At 64.3% G+C, this 15,470-nt stretch carries 15 protein-coding genes and 1 pseudogene; 13 read left to right on the forward strand and 3 right to left on the reverse strand.

The features are described from left to right. Nucleotides 1–86 precede the first annotated feature (86 nt). From IVB46_RS35890 to IVB46_RS35905, 4 genes are all read left to right on the forward strand, one after another. Nucleotides 87–299, forward strand: a complete 213-nt coding sequence (locus tag IVB46_RS35890) for a hypothetical protein (RefSeq protein ID WP_071915580.1) — start codon at nucleotides 87–89, stop codon at nucleotides 297–299. A 328-nt stretch (nucleotides 300–627) separates the two neighbouring features. After that, nucleotides 628–1,827 carry a polysaccharide biosynthesis/export family protein gene (locus IVB46_RS35895; RefSeq protein ID WP_223153637.1) on the forward strand — a complete coding sequence of 400 codons (1,200 nt, stop codon included), beginning with the start codon at nucleotides 628–630 and terminating at the stop codon, nucleotides 1,825–1,827. Between the two features lie 162 nt (nucleotides 1,828–1,989). Then, nucleotides 1,990–2,406: a hypothetical protein gene (locus IVB46_RS35900; RefSeq protein ID WP_247308512.1), complete on the forward strand. Its 417-nt coding sequence runs from the start codon at nucleotides 1,990–1,992 to the stop codon at nucleotides 2,404–2,406. Beyond that, nucleotides 2,406–3,260, forward strand: coding sequence for a transglycosylase SLT domain-containing protein (locus IVB46_RS35905; RefSeq protein ID WP_247308514.1), 855 nt, complete (start codon nucleotides 2,406–2,408; stop codon nucleotides 3,258–3,260). Before IVB46_RS35900 ends, IVB46_RS35905 begins: the two co-directional genes overlap by 1 nt. A 48-nt stretch (nucleotides 3,261–3,308) precedes the next feature. On the opposite strand, the gene IVB46_RS35910 is transcribed toward IVB46_RS35905, so the two are convergent. Continuing rightward, nucleotides 3,309–3,542, reverse strand: coding sequence for a DUF4880 domain-containing protein (locus IVB46_RS35910; RefSeq protein ID WP_247308516.1), 234 nt, complete (start codon nucleotides 3,540–3,542; stop codon nucleotides 3,309–3,311). Next, nucleotides 3,523–4,311, reverse strand: a complete 789-nt coding sequence (locus tag IVB46_RS35915) for an RNA polymerase sigma factor (RefSeq protein WP_247308518.1) — start codon at nucleotides 4,309–4,311, stop codon at nucleotides 3,523–3,525. The genes IVB46_RS35910 and IVB46_RS35915 overlap by 20 nt, the downstream gene beginning before the upstream one ends. Nucleotides 4,312–4,488: 177 nt before the next feature. On the opposite strand from IVB46_RS35915, the gene IVB46_RS35920 reads away from it, so the two are divergent. From IVB46_RS35920 to IVB46_RS35960, 9 genes are all read left to right on the forward strand, one after another. After that, nucleotides 4,489–6,282, forward strand: coding sequence for a ShlB/FhaC/HecB family hemolysin secretion/activation protein (locus IVB46_RS35920; RefSeq protein ID WP_247344643.1), 1,794 nt, complete (start codon nucleotides 4,489–4,491; stop codon nucleotides 6,280–6,282). 54 nt (nucleotides 6,283–6,336) lie between these two features. Continuing rightward, nucleotides 6,337–8,223, forward strand: coding sequence for a MotA/TolQ/ExbB proton channel family protein (locus IVB46_RS35925; RefSeq protein ID WP_247309111.1), 1,887 nt, complete (start codon nucleotides 6,337–6,339; stop codon nucleotides 8,221–8,223). A gap of 4 nt (nucleotides 8,224–8,227) precedes the next feature. Further along, nucleotides 8,228–8,632 carry a biopolymer transporter ExbD gene (locus tag IVB46_RS35930; RefSeq protein WP_027534659.1) on the forward strand — a complete coding sequence of 135 codons (405 nt, stop codon included), beginning with the start codon at nucleotides 8,228–8,230 and terminating at the stop codon, nucleotides 8,630–8,632. A gap of 9 nt (nucleotides 8,633–8,641) precedes the next feature. Further along, nucleotides 8,642–9,361, forward strand: coding sequence for a TonB C-terminal domain-containing protein (locus IVB46_RS35935; protein ID WP_247308523.1), 720 nt, complete (start codon nucleotides 8,642–8,644; stop codon nucleotides 9,359–9,361). Between the two features lie 52 nt (nucleotides 9,362–9,413). Continuing rightward, a complete protein-coding gene (locus IVB46_RS35940; protein ID WP_247308525.1) occupies nucleotides 9,414–11,213 on the forward strand; it encodes a putative porin in 1,800 nt (599 codons plus the stop codon). Between the two features lie 2 nt (nucleotides 11,214–11,215). Beyond that, nucleotides 11,216–11,809 carry a hypothetical protein gene (locus IVB46_RS35945; protein WP_071915573.1) on the forward strand — a complete coding sequence of 198 codons (594 nt, stop codon included), beginning with the start codon at nucleotides 11,216–11,218 and terminating at the stop codon, nucleotides 11,807–11,809. After that, the gene (locus IVB46_RS35950) at nucleotides 11,806–12,834 is read left to right on the forward strand and encodes a peptidylprolyl isomerase (protein ID WP_247308527.1); all 1,029 of its coding nucleotides are present in this window, start codon (nucleotides 11,806–11,808) and stop codon (nucleotides 12,832–12,834) included. Before IVB46_RS35945 ends, IVB46_RS35950 begins: the two co-directional genes overlap by 4 nt. Nucleotides 12,835–13,042: 208 nt before the next feature. Beyond that, nucleotides 13,043–14,494: an undecaprenyl-phosphate glucose phosphotransferase gene (locus tag IVB46_RS35955; protein WP_247308529.1), complete on the forward strand. Its 1,452-nt coding sequence runs from the start codon at nucleotides 13,043–13,045 to the stop codon at nucleotides 14,492–14,494. A gap of 254 nt (nucleotides 14,495–14,748) precedes the next feature. Beyond that, nucleotides 14,749–15,111 (forward strand): helix-turn-helix domain-containing protein, encoded by a 363-nt coding sequence (locus IVB46_RS35960; protein ID WP_085402783.1) that lies wholly within the window; start codon nucleotides 14,749–14,751, stop codon nucleotides 15,109–15,111. 43 nt (nucleotides 15,112–15,154) lie between these two features. Here IVB46_RS35960 and IVB46_RS35965 read toward each other — a convergent pair. Beyond that, nucleotides 15,155–15,470: pseudogene (locus IVB46_RS35965) on the reverse strand (GDP-L-fucose synthase); the annotation flags it as partial.

Consider the following 15,470-nt stretch of genomic DNA (forward strand, 5'->3'; position numbering starts at 1 on the left):
AACAGGCTTCTGGGAGACGGGCAGTGGGCTGCTGTCCGTCCCATTTTGGAGACGGCCTGTCTGTAATTTTTGTTTTGGGGGTTGAAATGCGCGCGACGAATCCGACCGAACCGGTCTGCTCCGAGTCCGCGCTGCCTAGATTGAAGGCCAACGTCTACGATCTTGGTCTGAAACAGGACGAGGACGGCCGGCTTCGCCGCATCAGAGATCTCGAGCACGAGAATGCATTGTTGATGCGTATGGTCTCCGAAACTCAGATCGAGCTCGCGCGCCTGCGCGAGCTGTTGTCCTCGAACTGATGTGATCCGGGGCCTTTTCGGCCGCCGCGTCTTCGCTGATTTGAGCAATCGATCCGCCCGAGCGACAGCTGCGGGGCGTTGACACGTTCGGTTGACCGATTCCGTCGGGTTCATCGGCCGCGCGCGAAACGCGCGGCGGCGTCCGCGGGATTTGTGGCCCCGAAGTCTCGTCGGCTACCGTGCTCGTTTTCGCAGATGCGTTGCGCCGAGCGTCTACTCAGCAGGAACCGCACATCACCTGCGCCGGCGGCGCGGGAGGCATGCTCCGCCGCGAGGCGTCCCGCAAGCCGGTCCAGGTGTGCGTCAGCTTGGTGTGAAACGAACGGTCATGCGATTTTCGAAGTTCTTGTTGATCGCATGCTGCCTGATCTCGTCGGCCGTGCTCGGCGGCTGTGGGTTCATTCCGATGTCAGGGCCGGCAAGTCTCGACATCAGGAACGAGAACACGACGGTGCTGCCCTTTGCCGTCGTCAAGCTCAATCCCGAGGTGCTGCAGGTGCTCGAGAAATACGAGCCAAACGGACTATCCGGAAATCTCGCGGACACGCGTCCGCCCTCGAGCATCAAATTCGGCATAGGCGACGTCATCAGCGTCACGATCTTCGAGGCCGCGGCGGGCGGGCTCTATGTGCCGCTGGAAGCCGGCGTGCGCCCGGGTAATTTTGTGAATCTGCCCGATCAGGCCGTCGACAACGACGGGAACATCACGGTGCCCTATGCCGGCCGGATCCGCGCCGCGGGCCGCACCAATGTGCAGGTTCAGGAGGACATTCTTGCGCAGATCAAGAAACGCGCGATCGACCCGCAGGTCGTGGTGACATCCAGCCAGCAGCGCTCCTCGCTCGTCAGCGTGTTCGGCGAGGTCAGGACGCCGGTGCGATTCCCCATGCCGTCCGCTGGTGCGCAGGACCGCATCACCGACGCGATCACGCGCGCGGGCGGCATCAGCGGCGCCGGCTGGGAGACGTGGGTCGTGCTCGAGCGCGGTGGAAAGCGCGCCACGGTGCCGTTCGGTAATCTCGTCTATTTCCCGGCGAGCAACGCCTTCGTGCAGCCTGGAGACCGCCTTTATCTCTACCGTGAGCCGATGAAATTCATCGCGTTCGGCGCCACCGGCCAGCAGGGCGAGTTCAATTTCGACGCCTGGCGTATCAATCTGACGCAAGCGGTCGCGAAGGCGCGCGGCCTGCTCGACCTCCAGGCCGATCCGGCATCCGTCTTCCTGTATCGCCGTGAGCCGCGCGAGGTGGCGCAGCGGCTCGGCGTCGACTGCTCCAGGTTCGACGGCGATTCCGTGCCGATCGTCTTCAACGTCAACTTCCAGGATCCGGCCGGATATTTCATCGCCACCAAGCTATCGATGCGTCCGTTCGACGTGCTCTACGCCGCCAACGCGGCGCAAGTGGATGTCACGAAGGTTCTGACCTTCATCAACACGGCGCTCGTGACCGCAGAGAGCGGAGTGAGCCTCGTCAACAACATCCGCTTCCCGGGGCCGACATCCTCGACGACCACCGTCCTGCAGTGAAGCCGGGCCGGGCATTCTGATGATGGAGGCGGAGGAGGCGTCTTGACGGCGGGTCCGCAAATGTTACTCATCGTGCAGGATACGATCCGACGATATCGAATTATGTTAATGCTCGCCCGCGGCCCGGCCAACGAACCTGCCGGTTGGTGGAGGAACAGGGCTATGAGCCGAGTTTTGCATTGGTCCGCGCGTACGGGGGGCCGCGCTCTCGCGACCGGTCTCGTCGCGCTCGCGGCGGCGGGAGGTGCGGGGGCCCAATCCGCCAATCCGGGCAATCCGCCGGCAGAGCGGCAGGGCACCATCATCGGCGGGCAGGCGACGAAGCCCACATACGAACGCTGCGTCGATGTGCAGATCGGAAACGAGAGCGCGTTCGGTTGCATCAATCAGCAGCTCAAGCGCGAGGTCAACAAGGTCAATCCTTCGCTCAACCTGCCACCGGTCGACGCGCGCTCGTCCGATGTGCGTGTCGGCAACCCGAACGAGGCGGCCGTTCGCCAGCAATATGGCTCAAATTACGGTCGTTCGGCCGTTCCCTTTCGGCCATCCGCTCCCACCATCGTGCCGCCGCACCGCTGATGCCTAGATCCGCTTCACATCTGCAAGCCAGTCGAAGCATACGCCGGTCGTGGCGGGTCGCAGCGCTGTGCCTGCTGATCGTCGCGAGCGGCGAGGGGCGCGCCCAGGAGCACGAAGACGGCAGCAAGGCCGAAATCGGCCGCGTCGCGGCTTCCGTGGACGACGCGGATGATGGCGCTGTGGAGCCTTTGGCGCTGGAGCCGTTTGCACCGCGCCCGCTTACCGCCGCCGATTTTCCTCCGGCAAATCCGCTGCTCGCCAATTTCACGTACCGCACAAGCGCCATGTTCGGCCGCGACTGGCGCGCCGGCCGTGCCGAGTACCGGCAACTGGTCGAGCGCGAAGCGCTGGCTTGCGGCCTGCCGCCCGCGCTGGTCGATGCGGTGATGGCGGTCGAGAGCCGATACAATCCCGCCGTGGTCGGCATGGACGGCGAAGTCGGGTTGATGCAGGTGATGCTGCCGACTGCACGGATGATGGGTTTTGCCGGGACGCCGGCGGAGCTGGCTTCGCCCGAGGTCAACGTGCATTACGGCGTTCGCTATCTCGCCGGTGCCTGGCGCCGGGCCAACGGCGATCTCTGCACCGCTACGATGAAATATCGCGCTGGCCATGGCGAGACGCGATTCTCGTATCTGTCGGTCGAGTATTGCACACGCGTCCGCGCGCATCTGGCCGCCAACGGCGTCGCCGTCACCGGCTCCGTTCCACCACCGACGTTCGGACGGACTTCGGCAAGCAGCGCGCCCGCACGTGGTCGCGTCCTGACGGGCGGGAGCGCGATCAATTTCGCTGCTCTGAACACGCGCCTGCGCAGCGTAGCCGACCGCAAGACGCCGTCTGATTTGCATTGACGGGCTGCAGGAAAAGGAACCTGCGGCTCGCAGGTCAGGCCTGAGGCATTAGGTGCGCGCTTTGCCCTTCGATGCGCGCCGCCGCCGGCTTGCCGGCGCGGGACGGCCGGTTGCAAGCGCCTGGCCGATGGCGCGCCAGCACTTTACCGCATCGCGGAAAGCATTTTCATGCGCAGCACTTCGCCCGCGCCAGTCCATAAGCTGTTCGGCATCTGCAAGCGTCGCCTCGCCCGACTTGAGGCGCATGATCCATGAAAGGGCTTCACGGATTAAGGGATCCAAGTGATCGACCTGATGGCTTCGCTTCGTCACGATCCAGCGCTTTCCCGCACACGCCGGGCGTGAGCGGATGCTCGCGATCGGCATATCTATGTACGTAAGACGAAGCTGGACGCTGAAAACCGAATTTGGTCCGCACGGGACGTTTGAGACGATCAGCGCAATGCTCGACTGCCTGCTTGAGGTCGGTCTCGACAGTGCGGACGGTGACGCCGAGAAGGGCCGCGATCTCTCGGTTCGGCATGCCGTCGATGCGCGAGAGCATCAGCACGCGTCGGCGGCGCTCGGGAAGCTCGGCGATTGCGTGCCTGAGCAGATTGACCTCGGAGCGATCCTCGATCACGCGCGCGGCGTCGGGCCGGTCGTCGGGAATTTCGAGCAGGGCATCGACCTCGTCGACGGTGAGGCGGCGCTTCTCGGCGCGGCGGCGGTCCGCAGCGATATTGAGCGCGATGCGGAATAAATAAGCCTTCGGGCTGCGCACCGGCCCAAGCTCGCGCATGCCTTCGAGACGAAGGTAGGTTTCGTTGAGCGCTTCCGAAGCAAGGTCCGAGGAGCCCAGTCGGCGCGTCAACCTGCGATCGAAGTCGACATACTCTGCGAGCAGAAGCGTCCGCAAGCTGCTGATGCTGTCGATGGTCATGCTACGCCCCACTTCACTCAGTCCCCAATTTGTGGCCGGACGGTAGTAAGGCCGCACAACGGTAATGTGACGAACTGTTATCGAGTAACAGACATCGAGTGATAGTGGTGTTATGTTGCGTGAAATCATCACACGAACGATCGAGCGGTGTCGCGAGCATCGTAAAAAGTTTTCGCTGCGCCTGCGCGCACAACGTCTATCGGATAAGGCCCTCGCAGACCGGCGTCTCGGTCGGTTTCGGGCTGTCCGAAGGACGCTGCGGTCGCCGAAGGGCGTCTGCAATGCGAGCATGATATCGAGGCTGTGGTGAATTCGCGTCGTCTGTATCATAATGGCGCGCGCCGTCATGCGCCGCCGCCGCTGCGCGCTGTGCGGAGTGGTCGGTCTGATGCGGCATGTGCCTCGCGTCTCGCCATCTGCGGCTTGATCATCTGCGCGATCTGCACGAAGCCGGCCGCGGCGAAATCCGAGGCCGACGCGAGCAAGCCGGCTGCGGCGAAGCCTGCTGCTGCTGCGCCCGCAAACGCCAAGCCGGCCAAGAGTGAGGCGGAGGCGGCCAAGCCGGCAGCACCGGAAACCCGTTTCGATATCGACGAGTATCGTGTCGAGGGCGCGGACAATCTGCCGCAGATCGAGATCGAGGCTGCGGTCTATCCCTTCCTCGGTCCGGACAAGAGCTCGCAGGATGTCGAGAAGGCCCGCGTCGCGGTGGAGAAGGCCTATCACGACAAGGGCCTTCAGACCGTCAGCGTGGCCGTGCCGCAGCAGGATGCGCAACGCGGCTTCGTCGTGCTCAAGGTTACCGAGAACCGGGTCGGACGCCTCCGCGTCAAGGGCTCGCGTTATTTCGACCTCGACAACGTCAAGAGCAGCGCGCCATCACTGAAGGAAGGAACGCTGCCGAATTTTCAGGACGTCACGAAGGACATCGTCGCGCTGAACCGCTGGCCGGACCGGCGCGTCACGCCGGCGCTGCGAGCTGGCGTCGCGCCCGGCACCGTCGACGTCGATCTCAACATCGAGGACACGCTTCCGCTCCACGGCAGCATCGAGCTGAACAACAAGCAGAGCCCGAGCACCACGCCGCTGCGTACCAGCATCTCGATGCGCTACGACAATCTCTGGCAGCTCGGTCACTCCATGACCTGGACATACCAGGTCTCGCCGATGAACCCGAAGGACGCCATGGTCGTGTCGGGGTCGTACCTGGCGCGAACCGAAATCGACTGGCTCAGCGTCCTCGTCTATGGCCTGACCTCGGACAGCTCGGTCGCGACAGTCGGCGGCTCGAACGTTGTCGGCCCCGGTCAGGTGGTCGGTGGACGTGCGGTGCTGACGCTGCCGTCCAGGGGCGAACTGTTCCACACGCTGTCCCTCGGGGTCGACTACAAGGATTTCAAGCAGTCGCTCAAGCTCGGCTCCGATGCCTTCGACTCGCCCGTGACCTATGTGCCGCTCGTCGGCACCTATGGTGCAACCTGGCAGGGCGAGGGGCGGCTCACGCAGCTCAACGCAACGATCACGGCAGGCTTGCGCGGCATCGGCTCCAGCCGCGACGAGTTCGACGCCAAGCGTTTCGACGCGACCGCGAGCTTCATCACGCTGCATGCCGACATCTCGCACACTCAGGATTTCGCCGGCGGGTTCCAGCTCTACGCAAAACTGCAGGGACAGGCGGCGGATCAGCCGCTCGTGTCCAGCGAGCAATTCAGCCTCGGCGGACAGGACACGGTGCGCGGTTATCTCGAATCCGAGGTGATCGGCGATTACGGCGTCGCCGGGACGCTGGAGCTGCGCACGCCCAATCTCGCACAATATTTCGAGCAGAAGCTGCCCAATCCGCTCGGCGAATCCATCAAGTACAACGCCTTCGACGACATTCGTTTCTTCGCTTTCGCCGACGGCGGCAATACCAGAATCCACAAGCCGCTCATCGATCAGGAATCGCATTTCGACCTCGCAAGCTACGGGGTCGGCATGCGCATGAAGACCCTTCGCTATCTCAACAGCATTGTTTTCGTCGGTATGCCGCTGACCAGCCAGCAGGTCACCGTCGCCAACCATCCACGGTTCAGCTTTCGGGTCTGGGGAGAATTCTAGATGTCGCTCCTTCGCTTTGGATCACGCCCCGGACTTCGCCTGAGCGCGCCGGTGATGCTCGCCTTCGTCTTCCTCGCCGCGCTGTGGCCGTCGCCCGCGGCGGCGTGGTGGAACGATCAGTGGACGCTGCGCAAGAAGATCACGATCGACACCGGTCCGTCCGGTGCAGGGATCAGCGATGCCATCGGCACCACGCCGATTCTCGTGCGTCTGCATGTCGGCAATTTTCGCTTCGGTGGGGCGAAGGAGGACGGCGGCGACCTTCGCTTCGTTGCCGGCGACGACAAGACGCCGCTCAAGCACCATGTCGAGAAATACGACTCGCTGCTCGGCGAGGCGCTGGTCTGGGTCGGCGTTCCCGACCTGAAGCCGGGGACCAAGAACGACATCTGGCTCTACTACGGAAACCAGAAGGCGCCGACCGCGGTCGACGCGAAGGGCACCTACGATCCCGACACCCTGCTGGTCTATCATTTCAACGACCGCTCGACGCCGGCGCAGGACATCACCGCCTGGGCGAACACCGCCCAGAACGCGGTCCCGGCTGCTGACGGCGCCATCATCGGGCAGGGCGCGCGCCTTGACGGGCAGACTGCGCTTACGCTTCCCGGCTCGCCCTCGCTCGTGACCGCCGAGGGCGGCGAACTGAGCTGGTCGCTTTGGATCAAGATGACCGCGCCACAGCCGGGCGCCGTGTTGTTCGCTCGTAATGAGGGCGCGAACGGGCTGACGGTTGGGTTGGACAACGGTGTGGCGTTCGTGGAGGTCACGAGCGGCGGCAATACGCAGCGTGCCGCCGGCGGGACGGCGATCGCGGCCGGGACCTGGCACCAGGTCGCATTCTCCGCGAAGGGCGCCCAGATCATCCTTTACGTCGACGGGAGCCAGGTCGCGACGCTTGCTGCGGCCCTGCCCACCATGACCGGCGTGGCGCAACTCGGTCGCGCCGCTACCGCGGCAGCTCCCGCCGCGGATGCAGCCGCGCCCGCAGCCGACGCGGCTCAGGCAACGCCGCCCGCGGCCGCGCCTTCTGGCTCTGCCGCTGGCTTTGCCGGTGACGTCGACGAGCTTGCGATCGCGAAGGTCGCGCGCTCGGCCGGGTTCATCAAGCTGTCGGCGGTCGGGCAGGGACCCGACCAGGCCAAGCTGATCTCCTTCAGCGTCGACGAGGAGAACGCGGGCTGGTTCAGCGGCGGCTATTTCGGCGTGATCCTGCGCTCGGTGACGCTGGACGGCTGGGTCGTCATCGGCCTGCTCGGGATCATGGCGTTGATAAGCTGGTACGTCATGGTCGATCGCATCTCGTATCTGAACCGCGTCTCGGCCGGCAACACGATCTTCCTCAAGCATTTTCGCGAGACCTCGACCGACATCGGAGGGCTGCTCCAGCTCGACAATCAGGAGAACGATCCCAGCTTCGGGGGCGAGCTCGGCAAGAAGCAGCGCAAGGTGGTTCATGCCGCGCCGCTCTACCGCCTGTTCGCGGCCGGTGCGCAGGAGATCCGGCGCCGCTTTGCTGGCGGCGGTTACCGCCGGCTGTCGCCGCAGGCGATCCAGTCGATCCGCGCCGTGCTCGACAGCGGCTACGTGCGGGAGAGCCAGCGCCTCAATCGCCTGATGGTGATGCTGACGATCGCGATTTCCGGCGGCCCGTTCCTCGGCCTGCTCGGCACAGTGGTCGGCGTCATGATCACCTTCGCGGCGATCGCGGCCAGCGGCGACGTCAACGTCAATGCGATTGCACCGGGTATCGCGGCCGCGCTGGTCGCCACCGTCGCAGGCCTCGGCGTCGCGATCCCCTCGCTGTTTGCCTACAACTACCTGACGATCCGCATCAAGGATGTCAGCAGCGAGATGCAGGTCTTCGTCGATGAGTTCATCACGCGGATCGCTGAGTCCTACGAATTGCCGGAAGAGCCGGTGAAGCAGGCGGCGGAGTGAACCCATGCAAGTCCAGTCCGAAAGCAAGCCGTACGACGACATCAACATCACGCCGATGCTCGATCTCGCCTACGTGCTTCTGGTGATCTTCATCATCATGACCACGGCGACCGTGCAGGGCATGAAGGTGAACCTGCCGAAGGCGAGCGCGGCGCCGAGCCTCGCACAGCAGACCACCAAGGCGATCACGGTCGCCAACGACGGCAAGCTGTTCCTCGACACCATTCCCGTGACGCTGCCCGAGCTCGAGCAGCGACTGGTGCAGCAGCGTGCGCTGACGCCCGAATTTCCGATCGTCGTGCGCGGCGACAGCCAGACTCAGTACCAGAACGTCGTCGACGTGCTCGATCTGCTCGGCCGCCTTAACTTCACCCAGGTCGGCATGGCGACCAAGCCGTCGGCGCGATGAGACGGGACGATGGCGTGGGACGACGACAGCAACGACGACGACGGCCCGCCGGCATGGCGGCGCTATCTGCTGCTCGGCGGTTCGGCGCTGGTCGTGATCGCGTTGGTGGCCGGCGTCGTCATCATGGTCATGAGTGGCGACAAGGATCCGCCGCGCAAGGTGAACGAGCTTCAGGTGACGATGGTGCTTCCGCCGCCGCCGCCTCCGCCACCACCGCCGCCCCCGCCCGAGCAGCAGCCGGAACAGCAGCCCGAGCAAAAGGTGATGGAGCAGACGCCGGTCAAGGATGTCGCCGAGGAGAAGCCGGTCGACATTCCAAAGGACGCGCCGCCCGATGCCGGACCGGATCCGACGCCGGGCCCGCCGGATCTCGGTCTCGGCACCGGGCCGGGCAGCGGCGGCTTTGCACAGGGCAAGGGACGCGGGGGCGGCGGAGGCGGCGGCAACAGCCGCTTCGGCTGGTACGCGAGCATGCTGCAATCGCAGATCGACGCGGGACTCCAGGCGAATGAAAAATCTCGCGACGCCGCGTTCCGCACCGTCGCCAGGGTGTGGCTCGACAATTCCGGCCGGGTCAGTCGCGTGCAGTTGTCGCCTTCGACGGGCGACAATGCGCTCGACGTGGCCATCCGGGACCAGGTGGTCGGCGGCCTGCGCGCACGCGAGCCGCCGCCGAAGGACATGCCGATGCCGATGATCATCCGCCTCACGGGCCAGAACCGGGGGTGAGTGCGGTGAGACGAGTGACTGTGAGTGAGTTGAGAGCAGAAGAGGTGATGTCATGTGGCGTGAAATGAAGACGCGAGAACTGGCAGCGACGGCAGCGGTGCTGCTTGCGTTCGCAGTCCCCGCCGCGGCGCAGGACGACGGGATGCCGCAGGGCAAGCGTCCGACCGTCTCGCGCGACGCGCCGCCTTCATCGAACGCGACGGTCAACCTGATCAATCTGCTCGTGAAGCAGGGAACGCTGAGCGAGGAGCAGGCCGCAGTCCTGGTCAAGCAGGCCGACGACGAAGCCTATGTCGCCCGCCAGGCGACGCGCGATGCCGCGGCCAAGGCGGAAGGCGCGGAGAAGAAGGCGACCAGCGCTGCCGACGCAACGTCGCCGCCCGGCACCAAGCGCGTCACTTACGTGCCCGAGATCGTGAAGAAGCAGCTGCGCGAAGAGATCAGGGCCGAGGTGATGGACCGCGCTCACAAGGAGAACTGGGCGTCGCCCGGGAAATACCCGGAATGGGCGCAGCGGATCCGGTTCTACGGCGACATCCGCGCGCGGTACGAGGGAGATTATTTCCCGGCGGGGAATAGTGGGTACCTCGAGAACTTCAACGCCATCAATACAGGTTCGCCGTTCAATGAGGATAACGCGACCAATCCTTACTTCCCACCGACCTACAACGCGACACAGGACCGCAACCGCTTTCGTTTTCGTGCGCGACTGGGAGCCGACGTTGACTTGTTCGACGGGTTCACCGCTGGCTTGAGGATCGCGACCGGGGAGAGCAGCTCACCCGTTTCGACCAATCAGACGTTCGGCGGAAATGGCGGCAACTTCTCGAAGTACGCAGTTTGGCTTGACCGCGCCTTCGTCAAATATGAGCCGGTACGGGACTTCGTCAGCTCTGTCGGCCGCTTCGACAATCCATTCTGGTCGCCGACAGATCTGGTCTGGTACAAGGATCTCGGTTTCGATGGTTTCGCAATTCAGGCCAAGCAGGAAGTTGCAGAGGGTTTCACGCCCTTCTTCGTCGGCGGCGCCTTCCCGGTCTTCAACACTGATCTCAACGCGGGGCTTAATACTGCCGACCTGTCGGGACCAGCGAAGATGCCGAGCCGAGACAAGTGGCTGTTCGGCGCCCAGGGTGGTTTCGGCGCAAGACTAGATTCCGAAACCAATCTCACCTTGGCATTCGCCTACTATGACTTCACTAATTTGAAGGGCAAACTTTCCAGCGAATGCTTGGTCATCACTGCGAGCGATATCTGCGACACGGATGTGCTGAGACCTTCCTTCGCGCAAAAGGGCAACACGTATATGCGCTTGCGCAACCTTGCGTTCACGCCCATCACTACGGCGCAATATCAGTACTACGGCCTTGCCAGCGACTTCCGGCCGGTGGTCGCGAGCGCGCAGCTTGATTTTACGCAGTTCAACCCGATTCACATCATCCTGGACGGTGAGTATATCTGGAATACGGCATTTAACCGGAGCGCCGTTGCCGCTGTCGCGGTGTTTCCGAACAATTTCAGCTCAACGACAGACGGCAGCGCGAGCGTGTACAACGGTGGCAACCAGGGCTGGCTTGCGCGCATGACCGTCGGCAACAAGGAGATCAAGCATCTCTGGGACTGGAACGCGCATGTCGGCTACAAATATCTGGAGTCCGACGCGATGGTGGACGCGTTCGTCGATTCCGACTTCGGCCTCGGTGGCACCAATCTCAAGGGCTATTTCATCGGCGGCAATGTTGGCCTCGGCGAGAACATCTGGGGATCGGTGCGCTGGATGAGCGCGAACAACATCGCCGGCCAGCCGTACAAGGTCGACATCGTCCAGCTCGATCTCAACGCGAGGTTCTGATCATGCGGCTGTTGCGTCTGTCGTCAATTGCTGCACTGGCGCTCGTCGTCGCCTCGGCCGCCCATGCCGACCAGGAAAGCGATCGCTTGCGCGAGGCGCTGCGCAGCGCCACCGCGCAGGCGCGGGCCGCCGAGGATCAACGGGCCGCAGTCCAGGCCAAGCTGACCGCGGCCGAGCAGGAGCGCGACCGCCTGCGTAAGCAGATCGAGGGCTATCGCGCCCAGGTCAAGGAAGCCGAGCAGGCCTATCGCCAGGCGGTGAAGGACTTCAACGAGCGGATCGCCGAGCGCGACGATTCCCTGGAGAAGTGGAAGGCCGCCTATGGCGAGGCGGCGGGCGTTGCGCGGACCAAGGACGCGGAGCGCTCCAAGTTCGAGGGCGAGGCGACGAGCTGGAAGGCGAGCGCCAAGGCCTGCGAGGCCAAGAATGTCCGTCTCGTCAGGATCGCCGACGATACCGTCAAGCAATATGAGAAGATGGATCCGCTGGAGAAGGTGATCCACCACGATCCCGTGATCGGGTTCAAGCGGGTCGAGCATCAGAACGCCGCCCAGGATCTTCGCGACCAGATCATCGAACAGAAGGCCAAGCCATGACCCGGAACGTTTTCAAGCTCGTGCTGCTAGCCGGTGCGCTCCACGCCGCGGCGTCATCGCCGGCACTCGCGCAGACGCGCAATCCGCCCCAGCCCCCAGCCCCGCGCACAACGCCTGTACCGGCGGCTCCCGCGGCGGCCCAGCCAGCTCCTGCGGCACAGGACAATGCGGCCGTGAAGGGCAGCGAGATCATCGCCCGCGTCGGTGACAGCGACGTCACCGCGGAAGAAGTGCGCGCCACCATCCAGCTTCTCGATGCGCGCCAGCAGGCTGCGATGGCGCGTGATCCGGCGCTGCTGAGCCAGACGGTGCGCGCGATCCTCGCCAACCGCCTGGTGCTCAAGGAGGCCGCGGCCAAGAAGTGGGACCAGCAGCCGGCCGTCGTGACGCAGCTTGCGCGCGCACGCGACACCTTGATCGTCGAGAGCTACCTGCAATCGGTCACGGCGCTCGGCGACAGCTATCCGAGCGAGGCCGACATCAAGAGCGTCTACGAGGCGAACGCCAGCGCGTTCCTCGTTCCCCGCCGCTTCCGCCTGGCCCAGATCGTGGTCAACCTCGCCAAGGACGCCGACAAGGCGGCCGAGGACACGGCGCGTAAGAAGCTCGATGACATCGTGCGGAAGATCAAGCAGCCCGGCGCGGAGTTCGGTCCGATCGCGAAGGCATCGTCCGACGATGCGGCAACCGCGGGGCGGGAAGGGGAGATCGGCTGGGTCGCCGAGCCCGATATGCGCAGCGAGATCCGTGGCCAGGTCACCGGCCTGCCGAAGTCGGGCATTGCCGATCCGATCCGGCTCGAGGACGGCTGGCACGTCCTGAAGCTGCTCGACACCGAGGCGTCGCATACGCGGCCGCTGGCGGACGTGCGGGAGGCTCTCGTGCAGCGGATGCGGGCAGAGCGCATCGAGGCCAACCGCCGCGCCTATGTGGCGGAGCTTTTGAAGCAGACCCCGCCCGTGGTCAACGAGATCGCGCTGTCCAGACTGATCGAGCCTAAACCCGACGCTGCGCCGTCGCGCTAGTCGAACAATCACCTGAAGCGCGATGACGATTCAGCCTGATCTCGTCGCGCTTGAGCACGCGGCGGATTGCAGATTCATGTCAATCGGATGACGAGGCGAAGGCGCCGTCATCCACGAATGATGCATTGGTTAATCGACAGTAAAAGTATCATAATTATGGTACAATGCCCGTGGTATCCGGATCGCGAACCGACCCCGGGGGCGAATTGTGACCGACCTGACCAATGCGGGTGAGCCGATATCGGCGTTCGAGGGCCGATCGCGGGTCCGTCTGGCGATCCCGTTCAGCTTCATCGAGCCCTTGTTCGCGGCCGTCGACGGCTCGATCATCGTCGCAGCGGGCGCCATCGGCGGCATCGCCTATCAGCGCGCGCTCGGTGGCACCGCCGACGGCTCCTTCTATGCCGGGCTCGGTTTGGTGGCGAGTTTCGCCTATGTCCTGGTCGCGCATTTCCTCGGTCTCTACCGGTTGAACCAGCTGCTGGACGACGAACTCGACGGCGGGCGGGTCCTGGCCGGCTGGTGTCTTGCCGCTCTCGTCCTCGCGGTCGTGCTGTTTCTGTTCAAATCCGGCGGCGACGCATCGCGTGGCTCGGTCGTCTGCCTCTTCGCGATCGGCGGCGCCGGCCTTCTCGTCGCGCGCTGGCTGGGGAAACGACGCCTTCGCTCGGCGCTTGTCGCCGGCACGATCCGCGGGCGGCGAGTGGTGGTGATCGGAACGCAAGGCGAGCTGGCCCAGTTCGGAAGGAGCGACCTGCTCGCCAGATTTGGCCTGCACGAGGTCGAGCGCATCATTTTGCCGAGGAACGAAGCGCCAAAACTCTCTGCTCCGGGGAGGCACGAAGACGAGCTGATGCAGCGCATACGGGAGGCCGCTGCCGAGGAGATCGTGCTCGCGCTGTCCTGGTCCGGTCCCCGCGACATCGAGGCCTTGCTCGACCGGTTGCGCGTCATTCCGCTTCCGGTGCGCCTGTTGCCCGATCGCGCGGTGTCGACCGTGCTGCGCCACCAGACCTCGATGCCTCAACGGCTCTACATGGTGGAGGTGCAGCCGGCACCGCTGTCGGTTCTCGATCGCCTGACCAAGCGACTGCTCGACATCATCGTGGCGGCGACGTCGCTGGTCGTGCTGTCTCCCGCACTGATCCTCGTCGCAGCCGCAATCAAGCTGGAGTCGAAGGGGCCGGTGATCTTCCGGCAGCGCCGCCATGGCTTCAACGGCAAGCCGTTCGTGATCTACAAGCTGCGCAGCATGAGCGTCCAGGAGGACGGCGGCACGGTCGTGCAGGCGACGAAGCAGGATCCGCGCGTGACCCGGGTCGGACGCCTGATCCGCCAGACCAGCATCGACGAGCTGCCGCAGCTGCTCAACGTGATCCAGGGCCATATGTCGATCGTCGGGCCGCGCCCGCACGCGCTGGTGCACGACTACGAATACGGCAGCACGATCGCGAACTACGCGTTCCGCCATCACGTCAAGCCGGGTATTACCGGCTGGGCGCAGGTTCAAGGCTATCGCGGGGGCACGCCGCGGCTCGAGCTCATGGAACGGAGAGTTGCACTCGACTTATGGTATATTGATAATTGGAGCCTGATATTGGATATTCATATCATGCTGAAGACGGCGTTCGAATTGATCCGGCCGCGCAACGCATATTGACCAGAGCTTCCCGGTCGCAATCGGCCTCGTCGCACGAGTTAACATTGGTACATTTGGGAATGATCTGTTTGGCGGCGCGACCGGTTGGAGCACGGGACCGCGCTTTATGATGTCCTGTCGCATCGGCGGACGCATGCGCTGACGGGTCAGCCGGCTGATAGCCGGTCCAGGATTTCTCGCTGGCCTATTGAAAACGTTCACGATTCGCGCTTACTAAGTCCGGACTGGCAAGATTCTGGCCGGAGAGGACCACGATGGTTGGCAAGAGGCATGCCTCGGAGGAGATTTCGGCCAAGCTGGCGCAAGCCAACGAACTTGCGGCCAAGGGGAAGACCCAGCGGGAAATATCGAAGGCGCTTGGCGTCAGCATCATGACCTACCACCGCTGGAAGAAGATGCCCGACTCGTCCGAGCCGGTCGGTGGTCGGCGCGGCGAGGCCGATGGCCGGCCGCTCGGTTCGTCGGACGCCAGCAGTGTGGACACAATCAAGCGGTTAGAGCTCGAGAACGCGCAATTGCGACGTCTTGTGACCGACATGCTGCTGGAAAAGCTGAAATACGAAGAGGAGCTTCGGGCGCGCCAGGGAACGCGCTTGCGGCGCCCCGACAGCGGCTAGTGCCAGAACCGGCCTTTCGGGCCGCCCTATAATCCGTACTCGTCTAGCGCAAGACCTCAGACAGCTGGCGTACCGCGGCTGGATGGCTCGACAGGAACGCCTCGTAAGCGCGCCTCACACCATCCTCGAGCGAGGTTGTGGCGCGCCAGCCGAGCTTTGCAAGCCGGCTGACGTCGAGCAGCTTGCGCGGCGTGCCGTCCGGACGCGAGGTGTCGAAACTGATCTCGCCGCCGTAGCCGACGATGGCGGCCACGACGCGCGCGAACTCGGCGATGGTGATGTCCTCGCCGGTGCCGATGTTGACCAGCTCCGCGCTCGAATAGGTCTTCATCAGGTGCACGCAGGCATCCGCCATGTCG

It is taken from the genome of Bradyrhizobium sp. 61 (assembly GCF_023073075.1).
GTDB classification, from domain to species: Bacteria; Pseudomonadota; Alphaproteobacteria; order Rhizobiales; family Xanthobacteraceae; genus Bradyrhizobium; species Bradyrhizobium barranii.

Excerpts from the sequence above, each read along its gene's own strand:
- IVB46_RS35890 (WP_071915580.1), top strand. The coding sequence starts at position 87 with ATGCGCGCGACGAATCCGACCGAACCGGTCTGCTCCGAGTCCGCGCTG.
- IVB46_RS35895 (WP_223153637.1), top strand. The coding sequence starts at position 628 with ATGCGATTTTCGAAGTTCTTGTTGATCGCATGCTGCCTGATCTCGTCG.
- IVB46_RS35900 (WP_247308512.1), top strand. The coding sequence starts at position 1,990 with ATGAGCCGAGTTTTGCATTGGTCCGCGCGTACGGGGGGCCGCGCTCTC.
- IVB46_RS35905 (WP_247308514.1), top strand. The coding sequence starts at position 2,406 with ATGCCTAGATCCGCTTCACATCTGCAAGCCAGTCGAAGCATACGCCGG.
- IVB46_RS35915 (WP_247308518.1), bottom strand. The coding sequence starts at position 4,311 with ATGATTTCACGCAACATAACACCACTATCACTCGATGTCTGTTACTCG.
- IVB46_RS35925 (WP_247309111.1), top strand. The coding sequence starts at position 6,337 with ATGCTCGCCTTCGTCTTCCTCGCCGCGCTGTGGCCGTCGCCCGCGGCG.
- IVB46_RS35930 (WP_027534659.1), top strand. The coding sequence starts at position 8,228 with ATGCAAGTCCAGTCCGAAAGCAAGCCGTACGACGACATCAACATCACG.
- IVB46_RS35935 (WP_247308523.1), top strand. The coding sequence starts at position 8,642 with ATGGCGTGGGACGACGACAGCAACGACGACGACGGCCCGCCGGCATGG.
- IVB46_RS35940 (WP_247308525.1), top strand. The coding sequence starts at position 9,414 with ATGTGGCGTGAAATGAAGACGCGAGAACTGGCAGCGACGGCAGCGGTG.
- IVB46_RS35945 (WP_071915573.1), top strand. The coding sequence starts at position 11,216 with ATGCGGCTGTTGCGTCTGTCGTCAATTGCTGCACTGGCGCTCGTCGTC.
- IVB46_RS35950 (WP_247308527.1), top strand. The coding sequence starts at position 11,806 with ATGACCCGGAACGTTTTCAAGCTCGTGCTGCTAGCCGGTGCGCTCCAC.
- IVB46_RS35960 (WP_085402783.1), top strand. The coding sequence starts at position 14,749 with ATGGTTGGCAAGAGGCATGCCTCGGAGGAGATTTCGGCCAAGCTGGCG.